General features: G+C 70.4%; 13 protein-coding genes. 8 read left to right on the top strand and 5 right to left on the bottom strand.

Features of this window, described 5'->3' with window-relative positions:
• Positions 1 to 217: 217 nt before the first annotated feature.
• The 4 genes from ACSMXX_RS08030 (at position 218) to ACSMXX_RS08015 (ending at position 7,562) form a co-directional block, all read left to right on the top strand.
• Positions 218 to 1,396 (top strand): cysteine desulfurase family protein, encoded by a 1,179-nt coding sequence (locus ACSMXX_RS08030; protein ID WP_473183339.1) that lies wholly within the window; start codon positions 218 to 220, stop codon positions 1,394 to 1,396.
• A gap of 160 nt (positions 1,397 to 1,556) precedes the next feature.
• Entirely contained in the window at positions 1,557 to 2,957 is a 1,401-nt protein-coding gene (locus ACSMXX_RS08025; protein WP_473183338.1) for an MFS transporter, read from the top strand.
• Positions 2,947 to 4,449 carry a pyridoxal phosphate-dependent decarboxylase family protein gene (locus ACSMXX_RS08020; protein ID WP_473183337.1) on the top strand — a complete coding sequence of 501 codons (1,503 nt, stop codon included), beginning with the start codon at positions 2,947 to 2,949 and terminating at the stop codon, positions 4,447 to 4,449. The genes ACSMXX_RS08025 and ACSMXX_RS08020 overlap by 11 nt, the downstream gene beginning before the upstream one ends.
• A gap of 254 nt (positions 4,450 to 4,703) precedes the next feature.
• Complete coding sequence (locus tag ACSMXX_RS08015) at positions 4,704 to 7,562, top strand: penicillin acylase family protein (RefSeq protein ID WP_473184687.1); 2,859 nt, start codon at positions 4,704 to 4,706, stop codon at positions 7,560 to 7,562.
• Between the two features lie 24 nt (positions 7,563 to 7,586).
• Here ACSMXX_RS08015 and ACSMXX_RS08010 read toward each other — a convergent pair whose 3' ends face one another.
• A complete protein-coding gene (locus ACSMXX_RS08010; protein ID WP_473183336.1) occupies positions 7,587 to 8,240 on the bottom strand; it encodes an N-acetylmuramoyl-L-alanine amidase in 654 nt (217 codons plus the stop codon).
• Positions 8,241 to 8,327: 87 nt separating this feature from the next.
• Between ACSMXX_RS08010 and mnmA the strand changes: the two genes are divergently transcribed.
• Positions 8,328 to 9,527, top strand: coding sequence for a tRNA 2-thiouridine(34) synthase MnmA (mnmA, locus tag ACSMXX_RS08005; protein WP_473183335.1), 1,200 nt, complete (start codon positions 8,328 to 8,330; stop codon positions 9,525 to 9,527).
• Between the two features lie 299 nt (positions 9,528 to 9,826).
• On the opposite strand, the gene mreB is transcribed toward mnmA, so the two are convergent.
• Entirely contained in the window at positions 9,827 to 10,840 is a 1,014-nt protein-coding gene (mreB, locus tag ACSMXX_RS08000; protein ID WP_473183334.1) for a rod shape-determining protein MreB, read from the bottom strand.
• A 224-nt stretch (positions 10,841 to 11,064) separates the two neighbouring features.
• Here mreB and ACSMXX_RS07995 point away from each other — a divergent pair, with 224 nt between their 5' ends.
• On the top strand, positions 11,065 to 12,801 hold the full coding sequence (locus ACSMXX_RS07995; RefSeq protein ID WP_473183333.1) for a glycine/sarcosine N-methyltransferase: 1,737 nt from the start codon (positions 11,065 to 11,067) through the stop codon (positions 12,799 to 12,801).
• 142 nt (positions 12,802 to 12,943) lie between these two features.
• Here the strand turns inward: ACSMXX_RS07995 and ACSMXX_RS07990 are convergent, their stop codons facing one another.
• Positions 12,944 to 15,115 (bottom strand): NAD-binding protein, encoded by a 2,172-nt coding sequence (locus tag ACSMXX_RS07990; RefSeq protein ID WP_473183332.1) that lies wholly within the window; start codon positions 15,113 to 15,115, stop codon positions 12,944 to 12,946.
• 22 nt (positions 15,116 to 15,137) lie between these two features.
• Here ACSMXX_RS07990 and ACSMXX_RS07985 point away from each other — a divergent pair, with 22 nt between their 5' ends.
• Entirely contained in the window at positions 15,138 to 15,662 is a 525-nt protein-coding gene (locus ACSMXX_RS07985; RefSeq protein WP_473184686.1) for an LOG family protein, read from the top strand.
• Between the two features lie 152 nt (positions 15,663 to 15,814).
• The gene (locus ACSMXX_RS07980) at positions 15,815 to 17,098 is read left to right on the top strand and encodes an RNA-guided endonuclease InsQ/TnpB family protein (protein ID WP_473183331.1); all 1,284 of its coding nucleotides are present in this window, start codon (positions 15,815 to 15,817) and stop codon (positions 17,096 to 17,098) included.
• 36 nt (positions 17,099 to 17,134) lie between these two features.
• On the opposite strand, the gene ACSMXX_RS07975 is transcribed toward ACSMXX_RS07980, so the two are convergent.
• On the bottom strand, positions 17,135 to 17,995 hold the full coding sequence (locus ACSMXX_RS07975) for an ABC transporter permease (RefSeq protein WP_473183330.1): 861 nt from the start codon (positions 17,993 to 17,995) through the stop codon (positions 17,135 to 17,137).
• Positions 17,992 to 19,137 carry an ATP-binding cassette domain-containing protein gene (locus ACSMXX_RS07970; protein ID WP_473183329.1) on the bottom strand — a complete coding sequence of 382 codons (1,146 nt, stop codon included), beginning with the start codon at positions 19,135 to 19,137 and terminating at the stop codon, positions 17,992 to 17,994. Before ACSMXX_RS07970 ends, ACSMXX_RS07975 begins: the two co-directional genes overlap by 4 nt.
• Between the last annotated feature and the right edge of the window lie 120 nt (positions 19,138 to 19,257).

Raw genomic sequence — 19,257 nt, 5'->3', positions numbered from 1 at the left:
CGGTTCTCCCGTGCCCCTGTGCTCCTGTGGAATACGGCCGCACACGCGGACGTTGGTACGGGCTGTGCCCAGGCTCGTCGTCCAGGTGGCGGTGCCTGGAACATTAACAGTCAGACGGGTGCGGACCGATGCCGCCCGCGGCCCCGACCGCACCCGTGCCCGCGCGCACTCACCGACGTACGCAGGCGTAGCCGCACGTACGTAGAATCGGGGAATCATGGCTCGCTCCGCCTACCTCGATCACGCCGCCACGACGCCCATGTTTCCCGAGGCGGTGCAGGCGATGACCGCCCAGCTCGCCGTCACCGGCAACGCCTCCTCCCTGCACGGGTCCGGCCGCCGTGCGCGGCGCACCGTGGAGGAGGCGAGAGAGGCGCTCGCCGCGTCGCTCGGGGCGAGGCCCAGCGAGGTCGTCTTCACGGCGGGCGGCACCGAGGCCGACAACCTCGCGGTCAAGGGCCTGTACTGGTCGCGCAGGGACGCCGAGCCCGCCCGTACGCGCATTCTGGCCAGCCCCGTCGAGCATCACGCCGTCCTCGACACGGTCCACTGGCTGGCCGAGCACGAGGGCGCGGACGTGGAGTGGCTGCCCGTCGACGCGTACGGGCGCGTGCACGCGCAGGCGTTGCGCGACGCGATCGCGCACGACCCCGGCAGCGTCGCCCTGGCCACCGTGATGTGGGCGAACAACGAGATCGGCACCACCATGCCGGTGGCCGAACTGGCGGATGCCGCCGCGGAGTTCGACGTCCCGCTGCATGCGGACGCGGTGCAGGCCGTCGGTCAGGCCGAGGTGGATTTCGCCGCGTCGCGGCTGGCGGCGCTGACCCTGACCGGGCACAAGATCGGCGGCCCGTACGGCGTGGGCGCCCTGCTGCTGCGGCGTGAGCAGACGCCCGTACCGCTGCTGCACGGCGGGGGCCAGGAGCGGGACGTGCGTTCCGGGACGCTGGACGTTCCGGCCGTCGCCGCCTTCGCGACCGCCGCAGAACTGGCCGCCGAGCGGCGCCCCGACTTCGTACGCGACGTGGGGGCGTTGCGGGACAAGCTGATCGAGCGGGTCCGCAAGGAAGTGCCCGACGCTGTGCTCAACGGCGATCCCGGCCCCGAGGGCCGGCTCCCCGGGAACGCGCACTTCTCCTTCCCGGGCTGCGAGGGCGACTCGCTGCTGCTCCTCCTCGACGCGCAGGGCATCGAGTGCTCGACGGGCTCCGCGTGTACGGCCGGGGTCGCCCAGCCGAGCCATGTGCTCCTCGCCGCGGGTTCCGATCCGGATCTCGCGCGGGGCACGCTGCGCTTCTCGCTGGGACACACGTCCACCGAGGCGGATGTGGAGGCGCTCGCCACGGCCATCGGCCCGGCGGTCGAGCGGGCCCGCGGCGCGGGTCTGAGCTGAGCCGGACCTCTGGCGCGGGCCCGGGGCGAGCCGGGCCCGGGCCGCGAGCGGGCCCGGTGAGCCAGGAGCGTTCCCGGATCAAGGTATGGACGGCCGGCCTGGTTGTGCCGTTGACTGATGCGCCGCGAGCACCGCTCGACGAGCGCGAAGGAGACGTGCAGTGGGCGAAGGCGGTCGGCTCCACCCCCGGGCGCCTCACGCACTCCCCGCGTCGGTGCGGGTCGGGTACGCGCTGGGATCGCTGTGCACGGGGACGTTCGCCACGGTTCCCGGCCTGCTGCTGCTCTACTACCTCACCAACGTCATGGCCGTGCCGGCGGCCGCCGCCGGCGTCGCCCTCTTCATCCCCAAGGTGTGGGACGTACTGATCAACCCGGTGGTCGGAGTGATCTGCGATCGCAGCCGGCTCAGCGGCGGGCCGCGCCGCCCGTTCCTGCTGATGGGCGCGTGCACGCTCCCACCGCTGTTCGCGCTCGTCTTCGCGGCGCCCGCGCTGCGCGGGACGGCGGCGGCCGTCTATGTTGCCGTGCTCTTCATGCTGGCCGCCACCGCCTACGCCGTCTTCCAGGTCCCCTACGTGGCGATGCCGGCGGAGATGACGGACGACACGGCCGAGCGCGGAAGGATGCTGGCCTGGCGCGTGGGGTTCCTGGGCCTGGCGATCCTGCTGTCCGGGGCGGTGGCTCCGGTGATCGCCCACGCGGGCGGCGACACTGCGGGAAGTTACCGGTTGATGGGTGCCGCCGTGGCGCTCCTGCTGGCCTGCGGGATGTTCGCGGCATGGTCGGGCACGCGCAAGGCTTCGGCCGTCGCCTACACCACGGCCGAGCCGTCGCTGCGGGCCCAGCTCACCGCGGCCCGCACCAACAAGCCCTTCGTATACCTGGCGGGAATGTGGACCGCGCAGGCACTCGCGGTCGGGGTGATGCTGGCGGGCGTGCAGTATTTCGCCACGTACGTTCTCGGCTCGGCGAACGCCGTGACGCCCCTGTTCGTCTGTCTGATCGGCCCGTTGGCGCTCGTGATGCCGGTGTGGAACCGGCTCGCCCGCGCGCGTGGCGTCAAGTACGCCCAGTTCTGCGCCTCTTGGCTGTTCCTCGCGGCGACGGTGGTGCTCGTCCTCACGCCGTGGGGCGGCGCCTGGCCGGCGTACGCGACGGTCGCCCTGGTCGGAGTCGCCTACGGCGGGCTGCAGTTGCTGCCGCTGCGGATGCTCGCGGACAACCTCGCAGCGGACGCCGTCCGTACGGGGCGCCAGCGCGCCGCGACGTTCACCGGGCTGTGGACCGCGGCGGAGACGCTGGCCTTCGCACTGGGCGCGGGTGCCTTCGCCGCCGTGCTGGCCGTCAGCGGCTTCCGGTCCTCCGACGCGGCGCACGCGGTGGAGCAGCCGGGCTCGGCGCTGACCGGAATCACCCTCGGCATGAGCGTGCTGCCCGCGGCCTTCGCGCTCGTGAGCCTCTGGCTGCTGCACCGATACCGCGAGGACCCGCCGCCCACCGCCCCGGCCGTCGGGGAGCACCCCGGACTTCTGGAGGACGAGACCCGCCGTGACCGCTGAATCCGCAGTCCCTCCTCCCGAGGGCCGTCTCCCCGAGGGCCGGCCCGCCGGCGACGTACTCGCCGAACTGCGCGCGTTGCGCGAAGCCGACGCACCCACGCGTGGCGGACGCACCTTCGCGTACGTCTACGACGCCGGCCTGGAGGGGCTCGACGAGCTCGCGGCCGCGGCCTATTCGGCGTACGCGACCGTCAACGGTCTCGACATGACGGTCTTCCCGAGCGTCGCCCGCCTGGAGAACGACATCGTGCGCGGCGCCGCCGCACTGCTCGGAGCGCCCGGCACGCAGGGCACCTTCACCAGCGGAGGCACCGAGAGCATCCTGCTCGCGGTCAAGACGGCACGCGACCATGCGCGGGCGGTACGCGGTGTGCGTGAGCCGCGCATGGTGCTGCCCTCCACCGCGCACGCCGCGTTCCACAAGGCGGCGGCGTACCTCGGGGTGGAGCCGGTGGTCGTGCCGGTGGATCCCCGTACGTACCGGGCCGACGCCGCGGCCATGGAGGCGGCGACCGACGAGCGGACCGTGCTGGTGGTCGCCTCGGCACCCTCCTACGCGCACGGCGTGATCGACCCCGTCGAGCAGATCGCCGCCGCGGCGGCCGGACGAGACGTGCTGTGCCACGTCGACGCCTGCATCGGCGGGTGGCTGCTGCCCTATCTGCGCCGCGCGGGGCGCGAAGTGCCGCCGTTCGAGATGACGTTGCCCGGGGTCACCTCGGTCTCGGTCGACCTGCACAAGTACGGATACGCGGACAAGGGCGCGTCCGTCGTGCTCTACCGGGACGGGGAACTGCGCCGGCACCAGTACTTCGCGCACACCGCATGGCCGGGCTACCCCGTCGTCAATCCGACCGTGCAGGGCACGAAGCCGGCGGGGCTGCTCGCCCAGGCGTGGGCGGTGCTGCGGCACGTCGGCGAGGACGGCTACACGGAACTGGCGCGGCAGGTGGCCGCCGCCTCGGACCGGCTGCTGGCCGGGCTCGGCGGCATCGGGGGCGTACGGGTACTGGGGCGGCCCGCGAGCGGACTGGTCGCGTTCACGGTGGACGGAGACGACGGCTCACGCACCGAACCCGCCGCCTCCGGGGGCGACTTGAGTCTTGTGCTGCACCTCGCCGACGAGATGCGCATACGCGGCTGGTACCTGCAGCCGCAGCTCGGATTCGACGGCATGCCGCCCAACCTGCACCTGACTCTGACCCCGGCCACCGTCGGCCAGGTCGGCACGCTGCTCGCAGACATGGGCGACGCGCTGACCGCGGCCCGCGCGCTCGCTCCCGTACGCGCCGACCCCGAACTCGCCCGGCTCGCCGCCGGTCTCGACCCGGAGACCCTGGGACCCGACGAGGCCGCTGCCGTGCTCGCCCACGCCGGAACCGGCGGCGAGGACGGGCGGATGGCGCGCGTACTCGTCATGCTGGACGCCCTTCCCGCGCCGCTCAAGGAGCGGCTGCTGACGGAGTACGTCGGGGCGGTCTTCCGTATCTGACGCCGTAACCGGCCGTGGCGAGCCGCTCGTTGGTGCGGGCGTGACAACTGGCCGCCGGGCCTCTACCCAGGGGTAGTAACGAGCATTAACGTTCGTCGCACGCTGGCGCATCTCACCCCACCTCAGGAGATCCGGTGTCCGACTCCCGTGCTTCGTCCGGCAGATGGCGCATTCCGAAGAAATCGAGCACAGCGAAACGGCGAACAGCGAATCGGCGAGCAGCGAATCGGCGGACAACGAACCGGCGCGCCGGGATTCCGCGCGCCGTACTCGCCGCCGTCGCCGCGGCCGCACTCCTCGCTCCGCTCGTCGGCAGCACACCGGCTCTCGCCGCCGGGTCCCAGAAACCCGCGGCGGTACGAGCAGCCGACGCGGGCCCCGAGGCGGCTCCCGACCCGGCCGCCGACCCGTGCCAAGGCCAGTGCCGCGACATCCTCCCGGCCGGGCAGAACGGCCATGCGTCCCTCGCGGAGATCCTGCTGCACAAGGCCGTCGGCATCCGCCCGAAGCACTCCGCCGACCAACTCGGCCCGTACGACAAGCTGTTGCACGAGTACTCGGGCCTGAGCGACGACAAGCTCTCCGACTACTTCAACGACGCCTCCTTCGGCGTGCCCGAGGACGAGGTGGAGAGCGTCGTCTCGCCGCGTTCCGACGTCACCATCACCCGTGACAAGGCGACCGGCACGCCGCACATCAAGGGCACGACCCGCTCGGGGACCGAGTTCGGCGCCGGATACGCGGCCGGGCAGGACCGGTTGTGGCTGATCGACGTCCTCCGGCACGTCGGGCGCGGCGAGTTGTCGTCCTTCGCGGGCGGCGCGGAGGGCAACCGCGAGCTGGAGCAGAGCCTCTGGGCCGTCGCCCCGTACACCGAGGACGATCTGAAGCGGCAGGTCGAGCGGATACGCGGCTCCGGCGAGCGGGGCGCCCAGGCGTACAAGGACATCCAGGACTACGTCGGCGGCCTCAACGCCTACATCGACGACACCACGGGCCTGCTCGACAGGCCCGGCGAGTACTTCCTGACCGGCAACGGTTCGAGGACCGAGGACTTCACGGTCACGGACGTCGTCGCCATCGCCTCCGTCATCGGTGCGATCTTCGGCAACGGAGGCGGCGGCGAAGTGGGCAACGCCCTCGCCGAGCTGGCCTTCAAGAAGCAGTACGGAGAGGCGAAGGGCGAGAAGGCGTACACGGCGTGGCGCGCCCAGAACGACACCGAGGCCACAACGACCGTGCACGGCAAGGACTTTCCGTACGCGGAGTCGCCGAAGAATCCGCGAGGTGTGGCCACGCCCGAGAGCGGATCGGTCACCGCATTCGACCACTCGCAGAACGAGGAGGGCACGGGCGAGGAGACGAAGCGCACGGGCGGCGGTACGAGCGCCAAGGCGAGCGGCAAGACGAAGGGGGCGGGCAGGGGCGTGCTGCCCGGAGACCTCATCACCGCCGGGAAAGGCATGTCCAACGCCCTGATGGTCTCCGGGAAGCACACCGCGTCCGGCAACCCGGTCGCCGTGTACGGGCCGCAGACCGGCTACTACTCGCCGCAGATCATGATGGTGCAGGAGCTGGACGGACCCGGGCTGCGCTCACGCGGCGCCTCGTTCCCGGGGCTCAGCTTCTACGTGGAACTCGGCCGGGGCCTCGACTACTCCTGGAGCGCCACCTCCGCGAGCCAGGACATCACGGACACCTTCGCCGTCGAACTCTGCGAGGAGTCGGGCGCCGAGCCCACGACCGGCTCCAAGAGCTACATGCTGCGCGGGAAGTGCACGCCCTTCGAGTGGCTCTCCAAGCACAACGAGTGGAAGCCGACCCTCGCGGACGGCACCAAGGCCGGCTCGTACGATGTGGTGAGCCTGCGCTCGGCGTACGGGCTGGTCAGCCACACCGGAAAGGTGGACGGGAAGCCGGTCGCCTTCACCGCGCTGCGCTCGACCTATCACCACGACGCCGACTCGGTGATCGGCTTCCAGAAGTTCAACGACCCGTCGGCGATCACCTCCGCGCGCAGCTTCCAGCGGGCCGCGCAGGACATCGGCTACACCTTCAACTGGTTCTACGCCGACGCCGGACAGACCGCGTACTACAACTCCGGTGACAACCCGGTACGTGCGAAGAACACCGACCCCGACAAGCCGATTCGGGCGGGCAAGGCGCAGGAGTGGAAGGACTGGGACCCGGAGGCCAACACCTCCGCCGTCACGCCTCCCTCCGAACATCCGCAGTCCGTCGGCCAGGGCTACTTCGTCAACTGGAACAACAAGCAGGCCGAGCGCTTCTCCGCCGGCTGGGGCAACGGCTCGGTCCACAGGGGCGATCTGCTGGACACCCGGGTCGCCGCGCTGGTGAAGAACGGCTCCGTGACGCGTGCGAAGCTCGTCCAGGCGATGGAGGAGGCGGCAGCGGCCGACCTGCGCGCGGAGAAAGTGCTGCCCGAACTCCTCGACGTCATAGGCACATCGGAGGTGACCGACCCCGGACTCGCCGCGAAGATCAAGGAGTTGCGTGCCTGGGTGGAGTCGGGTTCCCAGCGGCGCGAGGCCGCGAAGGACGACGGGAAGTACGAACACGCCGAAGCCGCAAGGGTGCTGGACGCCTGGTGGCCGCTGCTCGTGGAGGGCCAGTTCGAACCGGAGCTGGGTGCGGAGCTGTACAAGTCGCTCACCGCGCTCGCGCCGGTCAACGAGTCGCCGTCCGGCGGCCAGAACGGCGGCGGCGGTTCGGGCGGCGGCGTCGGAGCAAGTCAACCGCACAAGGGCTCGGCGCTTCAGCACGGCTGGTGGTCGTTCGTCGAGAAGGACCTGCGGAACGTGCAGGGCGAGGACGTCGCCTCGCCGCTCGACAGGCCGTACTGCGGCAGCGGTTCGCTCGCGAAGTGCCGGAAGATGCTGCTGACGACGCTGGCCGAGGCCGCGGCAACACCGGCCGCGGAGACCTACCCCGGGGACGACGAGTGCGACGCCGGGGACCAGGTGTGCGCCGACTCGATCGTGCACCGGGCCATGGGCGGGATCACCGTTCCGCGGATCGCCTGGCAGAACCGGCCCACCTACCAGCAGGTCGTGGAGTTCCCCGCGCGCCGCAAGGGGGCGTCCGCGCGGTAGTGCGGCCGCCGCTCGCGGGGCGGCTCACTGCCCGGCGGCGGAGCCGCCCCGCGCCTCCCGTACGTAGCGCAGGTAGCGCTTCCAGTCCCAGTGCCGGCCCGGGTCGGTGTGGTCGGCGCCGGGCACCTCGTTGTGCCCGACGATGTGCTCGCGGTCGACGGGGATGCCGTACTGCTTGCATATCCGGGCCGTCAGGCGCGCCGAGGAGCGGTACATGGTCTCCGTGAAGTTCTGCGGCCGGTCCACGAAGCCCTCGTGCTCGATGCCTATGCTGCGCTCGTTGTAGCCGCGGTTGCCCGCGTGATAGGCGACGTCCAGGTCGCGCACCATCTGCACGATCTTCCCGTCGCTCGCCCGCACCAGGTAGTGCGCCGCAGCCGCGTGCAGCGGATCGCGGAAGACCTTCACGGCCGTACGGAAGTCGCTCTGGGTCACATGGATCACGACCCGGTCGATGACGTAGTCGGCGGGCCGGTCGGCGAATCTCAGATTCGCCTCCGAGGCCGCGATCCAGCGCACACCCGGCTGATCGACCTCGCCCTCCTTGCGCTGCTTGTCCACCCCCGGCACCCGCCACCACAGACGCGAGGTCTGGTCCCAGGTCAGAGCACCCGCGGTGGCCAGCGCCACACCGGTGCCGCCGCCGATCAGAAGCAGGCGCCGAGAGATCGATTCCATGTCTGTGCAAACGCGTGCGGGCACCGCCCCGGTTCCGCGTCCGCCGCTTACGGCCGGGCGGCCGGTTCCGTCTACCCTGGACGGGTTATGACTGACGCTTCCAGCAGCCCGCCGCCCGCTGTCTCCGGCACCCCCGCCCAGCCTTCGGCCGGGGGCGCCCCCAGGCTGCGTGTCCTGGCCGCGATGTCCGGCGGCGTGGACTCCGCCGTCGCCGCAGCACGCGCCGCGGAGGCGGGTCACGACGTCACCGGGGTACACCTGGCCCTCTCCGCGAACCCGAAGTCGTTCCGTACGGGCGCCCGCGGCTGCTGCACGATCGAGGACTCGCACGACGCGCGCCGCGCCGCCGACGTCATCGGGATCCCCTTCTACGTCTGGGATCTGGCGGAGCGCTTCCGCGAGGACGTGGTCGAGGACTTCGTCGCCGAGTACGAGGCGGGCCGTACCCCCAACCCCTGCCTGCGCTGCAACGAGAAGATCAAGTTCGCCGCGCTGCTGGACAAGGCGCTCGCACTCGGCTTCGACGCGGTGTGCACGGGCCACTACGCCACGGTCGTCACCCGCGAGGACGGCACCCGCGAACTGCACCGCGCGAGCGACGCCGCCAAGGACCAGAGCTATGTGCTGGGCGTGCTGGACGCCCGCCAGCTCGCGCACGCCATGTTTCCCCTCGGCGACACGCTCACCAGCAAGGACGAGATCCGGGAAGAGGCGGAGCGGCGCGGTCTGGCCGTCGCGAAGAAGCCCGACAGCCACGACATCTGCTTCATCGCCGACGGCGACACCCAGGGCTTCCTCGCCGGCCGCCTCGGCACGTCCGAGGGCGACATCGTCGACGAAGGCGGCCAGAAGCTCGGCACCCACGAGGGCGCGTACGGCTTCACCATCGGCCAGCGCAAGGGCCTGCGCATCGGTCACCCGGCACCGGATGGCAAACCGCGGTACGTGCTGGACATCTCGCCCGTTGACAACACGGTCACCGTCGGCCCGGCCGCCTCACTCGACGTCGCCGGACTGACGGCCGTCAAGCCGCGCTGGTGCGGCGCGGCACCGGCCGGGCCGGGCACGTACACGGCCCAACTGCGCGCGCACGGCGGCGAGACGGAGGTCAGCGCCGAACCGGCCGCGGACGGTGCCGAGTTGAGGATCCGCTTCACCGACCCGATGCGCGGCGTGGCCCCGGGCCAGGCGATCGTTCTGTACGACGGCACGCGCGTCATCGGCTCCGCGACGATCGCCACGACGGAGCGTGCTCGGCCTGCCGGCGCGGGCGTCGACGGCGGCTGAGGGGCTCCGAGTTCGCCGCGAGGCGGCGCAACCGACCCGCGGCGGCCGGGTCACGCCGTGCGCCCGTCGAGGCGCGCACGGCCGCCGCCGCGCTTCACCAGCCGGCGCGCCGGCCGACGGCCGACGTCCGGACGGATGGCACGCGCGTCATCGGCTCCGCGTTTCCATCGCGATGACAGAGCGTGCGCGGCGGGGCCCCTCCCAGGCCGGAGGCTCTGGGGGCGCGGGGGCGTCAACCCCGCCTGACACGTCCCGCGTCGGGGCTTCGCCCTTGCGACCCGGCTGCGCGCGAATGCCGGTTACGCCCCGTGCACCGTGCCGCTGAAGACCTTCTCCAGCTTGTCGAACTCCTCAAGACAGCGGCCCGTGCCCACCGCCACGCAGCTCAGCGGCTCCTCGGCGACGAACACCGGCATGCCCGTCTCCTTCGCCAGCCGTTCGTCCAGCCCGTGCAGCAGTGCTCCGCCGCCGGTCAGCACGATGCCGCGCTCCATGATGTCGCCGTAGAGCTCCGGGGGGCAGGCGTCGAACGCGGTGCGCACGGCGTGGACGATCGCCGCCACGGGCTTCTCCGTCGCCTCGTGGATCGCTTCCTCGCTCAGCTCCACCGTCTTGGGCATGCCGGTCTCCTTGTCCCGGCCGCGCACCGGGGTCGGGACGCCGCTGCCCAGCGACACCTTGACGTCCTCCGCGGTCCGTTCACCCACCGCCATGGCGAAGTTCTGCTCGATGTACGACGCGATCGCCGCGTCCAGAGCGTCGCCCGCGACGCGTGCGGAGTGCGTGACGACGGTGCCGCCGAGGGAGATGATCGCGACCTCCGTGCTGCCGCCGCCGATGTCGACGACCATCGAACCGCGCGCCTCGTGCACGGGCAGCCCCGCCCCGATCGCGGCCGCCATCGGCTCTTCGATGAGATGCACGGAACGCGCTCCGGCCCTCGCGGCGGTCTGCAGAACCGCGCGGCGTTCGACGCCCGTCACACCGCTGGGCACGCACACGACGACCCTGGGGCCTCTGCCGCGGCCGACTCTCGCCGCGCGGATGAAATGCCGCAGCATTCCCTCGGTGGCTTCGAAATCGGTGATGACGCCGCCCTTGAGGGGGCGCGTGGCGGTGATGGAACCCGGAGTACGGCCCACTGCCTGTTTCGCTTCGGTGCCCACAGCGAGAACTTTCCCGGTGCGCGACTCGACCGCCACGACGGACGGTTCGTTGAGGATGATGCCGCGTCCGCGCGCATACACCAGCGTGTTGGCAGTGCCAAGGTCTATGCCGATGTCACGCGTGCTGAACGAGGTGCTCTTTGCCATGTGGTCGTCTCGCCGTGTTCGGTGCAGGGTGTGCCGAATTGTCTCGCTGGGCTTGCAGCATACCCAACTGTCCTGGTTTCGGGGCAACTCGGCCTCCGGAAACCTCAGATCGCAAAGCCGCTGGTCGGAGCGCGGTTCACGGTCGAACAAGGAGCCGACTGTTCGGTTCGGTGGCATAGGCCCGGGCAGGGGTGGATAGGTATGCGCTGGAGTCCGAGCGCGCGGTGCCCGTGACTGAAGCCTTGGCGTCCCGGGTCGGCCGCGCCGTAGGCCACCCTCTCAGCAATCGGAGGTACCCCATTACCGCGCGACCGACGCAGGAATTCGGAGAGAACCCCGTCGACGTCCGGGAAACCGGTCACTACACGGAAGAATACGTCCCCAGCTTCGTCGACAAGTGGGACTCTCTCATTGACTGGGAAAAGCGCTCACACAGTGAGGGCAATTTCTTCATCGACCTGCTGCGCAAGCGGGGCGTGAAGAGTGTGCTCGACGTCGCCACAGGGACCGGGTTCCACTCGGTGCGACTGCTCGAAGCAGGATTCGACGCCGTCAGCGCTGACGGCAGTGCGGACATGCTGTCGAAGGCATTCAAGAACGGAATGGAGAACGGAAGTCACATACTCCGCGTCGTCCAGGCGGACTGGCGCTGGCTCAACAGGGACGTGCACGGGGAGTACGACGCCATCGTCTGCCTCGGCAACTCCTTCACGCACCTGTTCTCGGAGCGTGACCGCCGCAAGGCGCTCGCTGAGTTCTACGCGATGCTGAAGCACGACGGGGTGCTCATCCTGGACCAGCGCAACTACGACGCGATGCTGGACCGCGGATTCTCCAGCAAGCACACGTTCTACTACTGCGGCGAGGACGTCGCGGTCGAACCGGAGTATCTGGACGAGGGATTGTGCCGCATGCGGTACAACTTCTCCGACAACTCCGAGTACCACCTCAACATGTTCCCGCTGCGGAAGGACTACACCCGCCGGCTCATGTCCGAGGTGGGCTTCCAGCACATAGAAACGTACGGCGACTTCCAGCACACCTACCGTGAGGAACAGCCGGACTTCTTTGTGCATGTCGCGGAGAAGGAGTACCGCATGGACGAGGAGGGAGAGGGCGCATACTCCGCCGCCGTCAGCACGGCCCGTACGTACTACAACTCGGCGGACGCAGACGAGTTCTACGCCTCCGTCTGGGGCGGCGAGGACATCCACATCGGTCTCTACGAGAGCTCCGAGGAGCCCATCGCCGACGCGAGCCGCCGCACGGTGCAGCGGATGGCGGAGAAGCTCGACCTGGACCAGTCGTGGACCGTGCTCGACCTCGGCGCCGGCTACGGCGGATCCGCCCGCTACGTGGCCGAGACGTACGGCTGCAGCGTCATCGCGCTCAACCTCAGCGAGGTCGAGAACGAGCGGAACCGCGAGATGAACGCACAGCGCGGACTCACCGACAAGATCGAGGTGCTGGACGGCTCGTTCGAGAGCATCCCCTGCCCCGACGACAGCGTCGACGTCGTCTGGTCGCAGGACGCCTTCCTGCACAGCGGCAACCGCACGCGCGTGCTGGAAGAGGTCACACGGGTACTGCGGCCGGGCGGACAGCTCATCTTCACCGATCCGATGGCCGCCGACGGCACTTCCACGGCCGTACTCAAGCCGATCCTGGAGCGCATCCACCTGGACACGATGGGCTCGCCCGCCTTCTACCGGCGTGAGCTGGCGCGGCTCGGGTTCAGTGCGGCCAGCAGCGGCGGCTTCGAGGAGCACCGCGAGCAACTCGTCAACCACTACGGGCGCGTGCTGCAGGAGACCGAGCGGCAGGAGGCCGAGGGGAAGGACGGGATCGCCGGCAGGGTGAGCTCGGAGTACCTCGCCAACATGAAGAAGGGACTCGGACACTGGGTCAACGGCGGCAGCGAGCGTCAACTCACCTGGGGGATCTTCCACTTCAGGCTTTGAGAAACGATTTTGCTGTCCGGCCCTGCCCCGTGTGGGCGGGGCACGGTCCCCCTCGCAACCGCGCGGGGGACCCCCTCCGGGGGTGATCTCCTCCGGGCGCGCGTCAGGGCGTACGGGAGTGCGTGCGTCAGACGGGCGCGCGTCAGGGCGTACGGGGGCCCGGCATCGGGTGCTCGCCGGTGCCCGTGACGCGAGGCCGGCCCGGCGCGGGCCGCGGAATCAGCAGCCTGCTCAGGCCCCTGCGGGTCGAGGCGACCACGACGCGGTCGCCCGCCTGCAGCACGTACCCCGGGTGCAGACGCCACTGCAGTTCGCCGGCGCCCGTGGACGTCACGGATGACAGGTCCTGCTGCCGCTCGTCCTCCGACGCGGTGTCAAGGGCGACCACCCGCCAGGCCTCGGGCTGGAACGCCTGCTCGACGGTGCGGCCCTCCAGCAGCGGGTTGTTCCGTACGTCGACGGCGGCGAAGACCAGCACTCGGCGTCCCACCGAGATCGCGCCGAGCACCCGCCGGCCCATCATCGCCCCGGCGAACGCCGGAGCCGCGAGCGCCGAGACGCTGCGGCTGCGCGTCTGCGCGGCGGGATAGGTGTCGCGGAGGGTGCGGTAGACCGTGGCGGCGAAGGCGTCGTCGAACAGCCGCATCACGACGCGCAGTTCGGGTTTGATCTGACGGGCGTTGAGCGATGCCTCCAGATTGATGCCGTCGGTGCTGGTGAGGGCGAGCAGCGCGCGGCTGCGTTTGATCTTCGCCTCCTCCAGGACGCCGTCGTCGGTGACGTCCGCGATCAGCGTGGGCACCCGTCGTCTGCGGGCGAGGGCGATGCCGCGCGCCTCGTCGTTCTGCTCGATGCACACGACGGGGACGTTCAGCTCCAGCAGCCGCTCCAGTACGTGCTTGCCGACCTTCCCGAGGCCCACCAGCACGACATGTCCGGACATCCCGCGAGGCGGAGTGGGCAGGGCCGTCGCCTTGCGGAAGGAGCCGTAGCTCTCCAGGACCACTGCCAGCAGCAGCGGCAGCAGCATCATCCCGGCCAGCCCGGCGAGGAGTTGCAGCACCTGCTCGGCCGGAGGCTCCAGCAGATTGGGTTCGTTGATGGCGAAGAGGTCGAGGAGCGTCACATAGCCGGCATGCAGCGGGGGTTCGTCACTGATCACCCAGTGCACGGTCGCGAGGGCGAGCACGACGAGGGTCATGGCGATCAGCGAGTACCGCAGGCGGCGTGAGAAGAGCTCCTTGAAGGCGAACATCCGCGGAAGCCGCCGGGCGCGCGCGGCGGCCGGGGGGTCGGTTCTGCGGGTGACGGCCTCCAGGACGACGGCTTCGCGCCGCGGCGGCAGGCCGCTGAGGTCTTCTTCGCTCGGCAGCAGCACGGGGCCGCGGCCGGAGCGGCCGCCCGCGTCGCTCCGGACGCCCCGACCGGTCTGACCGCCCGGGCCGGCCTGACCGCCCCGGCGTCCTTGTGCGGCCTGGCCGCCGGGCGCTGTGCTGCCGGGGGCTGTGCCGCCGGAGGCTGTGCGGCGGGCGCCGTCGCTGCTGTCGTCGCTGGTGCCGTCGCCCGCCTCGCCGTTCGTCTCCCCGTTCGCCTCGCCGCTCGTCCCGCCGCTGTCGTCGCCGCTCTCGTCCTCACTGTCGTCGGAGTCGCCCTCGCCGTTCTCCGTGTCCTCGGTCGCGGGCATCAGCGCGAGCGTGCACAGGGGGTTGCGGCGGTCGACGTGGCGCAGGGTGCGTTCCTTGGCGCGCAGCAGCAGCCCGTCCGCGTACATCACCTTGTCGCTGCCGACGACGGCGGCGGCGACGATCGACGGCGCGGCGGTGTCGGAGTCCGAGAGCACCGTCGTGGTGGCGTCCGCCGCCTCGCCCGCCGCTCCGCCGCCGTCCGGCTGCCGCGTGCCGCCCAGCCGCGCGGCCCGGTCCAGCAGGTCGGCCAGGTACTGCCCGAGGTTGCGGTTGAACATCCGGATGACCAGGCGCACCCGGGGGTTGAGCCGGCGGGCCCGCAGCGCGGTGTAGATGTTCATCTGGTCGTCGCCGGAAGTGAGCGCCAGGGCGCCGGCCCGCTCGATGCCGGCCCGTAGGAGCGCGTCGTCGTCGGGGACGCGCGCCTCGACCGCCTCCACCGACAGCCCCCGCCTGCTGGTGAGTCCGGCGATCTGCGGGCCGTGGCTGCCGCCGCGCAGGGAGGGCAGTACGACCGTCACGTGCTGTGAGTAGACCGTGGCCAGCTCTCTGGTGATCCGCTGCGCGAGTGCGTTGTCCCCGCAGACCACCATGTGCTCTCGAAGGCCGCGCCCTAGGCTGCTGTCCATGGTCTCCAAGGACAGTACCCCCCTGAACATCTGCGTCTTCTGCTCCGCTGCCGAACTCGCCGATGTGTACACGGAGTCGGCGCGCGAATTCGCAGAGCTTATCGGTAGCCGCGGACACTCCCTGGTGTGGGGCGGGTCGGATGTCGGGCTGATGAAGGTCGTGGCCGACGGCGTCCAGGGGGCCGGCGGACGGCTGGTGGGGATCTCCGTGGACTTCCTGCAGAACGTGGCGCGTACGGACGCCGACGAGATGGTCATCACCGCGACGCTGGCCGAGCGCAAGGCGCAACTGCTGGAGCGCGCCGACGCGTTCGTGATCATGGTGGGCGGCACGGGCACCCTGGACGAGGCCACGGAGATCCTCGAACTGAAGAAGCACGGGCTGCACGCCAAACCCGTGGTGCTGCTGAACACGGCGGGCTATTACGACGGGCTGCGGCAGCAGCTCGCACGCATGCAGACCGAGGGCTTCCTGCCGCTGCCGCTGTCCGAACTGGTCGCCTTCGCGGACGACGGCCCGGGCGCGCTGCGGCTGCTGGAGGCGTGAGAGCGACTGTGCCCGAACGGCGTTACGGCAGCGGCTGTTTGGCCACGGCGACTATTCGCGGTGCTCCGTTCTTTGGGGGACGGAAGTGAGTCCGAGAGTTCCTTTGGCCTGGTTGGGTGTGCGTGTCAGTGGGGCTGGTTACGGTCAGCCTTGTGAAGGCAGACATGGGGCGCATGTACCGGTTGTACCCGACCCGGGGCCACGAAGGGGTGCTGATCGGGTGGGGTCACACCGTGCGCGCCCTGTGGAACCTAGCCCTTGAGCAGCGTAGGTACGTGTGGGATCAGCGGAGGCACACGCTGCGGTCCGCCGAGCAGTGCAAGCATCTGACGGCCGCCCGCGCCGATTTGGACTGGATGGGGGATCTTCCAGCGCAGGCGGGGCAGCAGATTCTCCGTCACCTTGACCGGGCCTACGACAATTTCTGGAATCCCGAGCATCCGGCCAGGTTCCCGGCCAGGAAGAGGCGCGGACACCGATTGTCGATCCCGTTCCCGGGCCAGGCCGTAGAAGTCCGCAAGCTCAACCGGCACTGGGCCGAAGTGAGGTTGCCGAAGATCGGGTGGGTGCGGTTCCGGCTGTCCCGCGCGTTGCGTGGGACGATCCGGAACGCAACAGTCTCCCGCGACGGCAATGGCTGGCACATCAGCTTCGGTGTCCATACCGTCGCCACCGCTGCTGCGCCGAACGGGAAGCCGGGCTGCGGGGTGGACTTCGGCGTCGCCGCGTCCGCATACGTGTCCGACGAGAACGCGCCGCGCCTCATGCCGCCCTCGCTCACCAAGAACGAGAAGGCCAGGCTCAAGGCGCTTGAGCAGCGTAAAGCCCGGCAGCTCACGTACGCGAGGAAGCACCAGGGAGGCAAGTACAGCCGTCGCCTGCGGCACACGATCGCGGCCATCGGAAAACTCAGGACCCGGCAGGCCAATCGGCGTCAGGAATTCACGCACCAGCTCACCACCGACCTTGCCCAAAACCACGGCGTGATCGGTATTGAGGACCTGCGCGTGACGAGTATGACCGCCTCCGCCAAGGGCACCGCCGAAGCACCGGGCAGGAACGTCCGTCAAAAGGCAGGACTCAACAGGTCGATTCTTGACAACACCCCCGGCGAACGGCGCCGCCAACTTGAGTACAAGACCAGGCTGTACGGCTCCGTACTGGTCGCGGTGCCAGCGTTCCACACCTCCCAGACCTGCGCCGCCTGCGGCAAGGCCGATCCCGAATCCCGCAAGGGATACGGCAGGTTGTTCGCCTGTGCCCACTGTGGACACGAGGACGACGCCGACCACAACGCCTCGATCGAGATCGAGACCCGAGCCCGCCGAACGGGCGGCTCGGACATCAACAGCACGCGCAGCACCGCCAAGGTGCGAGTCCCGGCCACGAGCCGGAGGCGGACGCGTGAAACCCCGAAGCCCGCCAACGCGGACTGAAGGGAATCTCCCTGCTTTTCACAGGGAGAGGAATCGTCAATTGTTGTTGTACAGCCGCATCGTGAGCGTGCCGAACACCGCGATCAGCACCGCCGACGCGACGAGCGTCCAGCTGATCTCGGACGCGGGCCACTCGCCCTCCATCAGCCCTCGTACGGCCGCTACGAGATGGGTGACCGGGTTGACGTCGACGAACGCCTGCAGCCACCCGGGCATCGTCCTCGGCTCGACGAGGATGTTGCTGAGGAAGGTGAGCGGGAAGAGCACCATCATGCTGACGCCCATCACGGACTTCTCAGTGCGCAGCAGCAGCCCGAACATCGTCCACAGCCAGGAGAAGGCGAAGGAGAACGCCACCAGCAGTGCGATCCCCGCCAGTACGCCTGCCACGCCGCCGGCCGGGCGGAAACCGAGCACCAGTCCCACGGCCAGGATCACCAGCGAGGCCATGGTGTAGCGGAAGGCGTCACCGAGCAGATAGCCGACCATCGGCGCGGGCCGCCAGATCGGCAGCGTACGGAAACGGTCGAACACCCCTTTCTCGATGTCGGTGTTGACCGAGACGCCCGTGTACATGGTGGTCATCACGACGCTCATCACCATGATCCCCGGCAGCAGGAACTGCAGGTACTCGCTCGTCGAGCCCGCCAGCGCACCGCCGAAGAGGTACGTGAACATCAGCGTCATCATGATCGGGAACGCGGTGACGTCGAAGAGCTGCTCGGGCACGTGCTTGATCTTCAGCATCGCCCGCCAGCCGAAGGTCATGCAGACGGACAGCGCGCTCGGACGGGGCGGCCGCTCACCGGCGAGCAGCGCGGCCGGCAACCCGGCGGGCGGGGCCGCCAGGGGCGTGCCGCGGGCGGGTGTACGGGGCTGGGCGGGCGCGGTGCTCATCGTGTCGTCTCCTCGGCCGGGGCTGCTGCTCTGTTCCCGTCGTGCGCGGCGTCCTGCTCTGCGCCCCGCTGTGCGTCCTGCTCTGCGCCCCGCTGTGCGTCCTGCGCTGCGCCCTGCCTTGCGCCCTGCGCGGTGTCGTGTGCGGGGTGGTCGGTCAGGGCCAGGAAGACCTCGTCCAGGCTGGGCTGGCCCAGCGAGAAGTGGTCGACGGCGACCCCCGAACGCGTGAGTTCGGCCAGCGCGCGTGCGGCCTGCTCGGCCGCTCCGCGCTCCGTGCCGTCGCCCGGTACACGTGCGGTGAGCGCCACCGGGTCGCTGTCCGGCTGCACTTGGGCCGCCAGAGACTGCGAGAGGACCTTCCGTGCCTCCTCGCGCTGTCCGGCGTCACGCAGCCGCAGATGCACCGAGCCCGCGCCGACGGACGACTTCAACTGGCCCGGTGTGCCTTCGGCGATGACCCTGCCGTGGTCGATGACCGCGATACGGCCCGCGAGCTGGTCGGCCTCGTCCAGGTACTGCGTGGTCAGCAGCACCGTCGTCCCCTGTGCGACGACGGCGCGGACGATGTCCCAGACCTGGTTGCGGCTCCTCGGGTCCAGCCCGGTCGTCGGCTCGTCGAGGAAGAGCAGATCGGGGGTGTTGAGGATGCTCGCGGCGATGTCGATGCGCCGGCGCATGCCGCCCGAGTACTGCTTGACCTGACGCCGCGCCGCGTCGGCGAGCCCGAAGGCCTCCAGCAGCTGATCCGCCCGCTTGCGCGCGGCCGGCTTGGAGTGGCCGAGCAGGCGGGCCAGCAGCACGAGGTTCTCCGTGCCGGTCAGGTCCTCGTCGACGGATGCGTACTGCCCGGTGAGACTGACCCGGGCCCGTACGGCCTCCGCCTCGCGCACCACGTCGTGCCCGAAGACCCGGGCCTGCCCGCCGTCCGGACGCAGCAGCGTGGCCAGCATCTTCACGGCGGTGGTCTTGCCCGCGCCGTTCGGGCCGAGCACCCCGTAGACCGAACCGGCAGGGACGCGCAGGTCGATGCCGTCCACGGCCCGGTTGTCGCCGAAGACCTTCACCAGGCCCGACGTCTCGACCGCCGGGGTACCGGTGCCCTGCGGGCCGGTGGCCGGGGAGCCCGTCCTGTCTGCCGGCATCGCTGCCCTCCCGTTTCCGCGTCTCTCCCGGACGCCGCCCGTACGCGGGTGCCTCCGGCTCACAGCGATCAGACCGGGCCGGTGGCGGAAACTCATCGGTGGCGGGCGCGGACGGCCGGT

It is taken from the genome of Streptomyces sp. DSM 116795, assembly GCF_055792905.1.
This window is presented reverse-complemented; position numbering and strand designations above follow the sequence as displayed.

Excerpts from the sequence above, each read along its gene's own strand:
- ACSMXX_RS08030 (WP_473183339.1), top strand. The coding sequence starts at position 218 with ATGGCTCGCTCCGCCTACCTCGATCACGCCGCCACGACGCCCATGTTT.
- ACSMXX_RS08010 (WP_473183336.1), bottom strand. The coding sequence starts at position 8,240 with ATGGAATCGATCTCTCGGCGCCTGCTTCTGATCGGCGGCGGCACCGGT.
- mnmA (WP_473183335.1), top strand. The coding sequence starts at position 8,328 with ATGACTGACGCTTCCAGCAGCCCGCCGCCCGCTGTCTCCGGCACCCCC.
- mreB (WP_473183334.1), bottom strand. The coding sequence starts at position 10,840 with ATGGCAAAGAGCACCTCGTTCAGCACGCGTGACATCGGCATAGACCTT.
- ACSMXX_RS07990 (WP_473183332.1), bottom strand. The coding sequence starts at position 15,115 with ATGGACAGCAGCCTAGGGCGCGGCCTTCGAGAGCACATGGTGGTCTGC.
- ACSMXX_RS07975 (WP_473183330.1), bottom strand. The coding sequence starts at position 17,995 with ATGAGCACCGCGCCCGCCCAGCCCCGTACACCCGCCCGCGGCACGCCC.
- ACSMXX_RS07970 (WP_473183329.1), bottom strand. The coding sequence starts at position 19,137 with ATGCCGGCAGACAGGACGGGCTCCCCGGCCACCGGCCCGCAGGGCACC.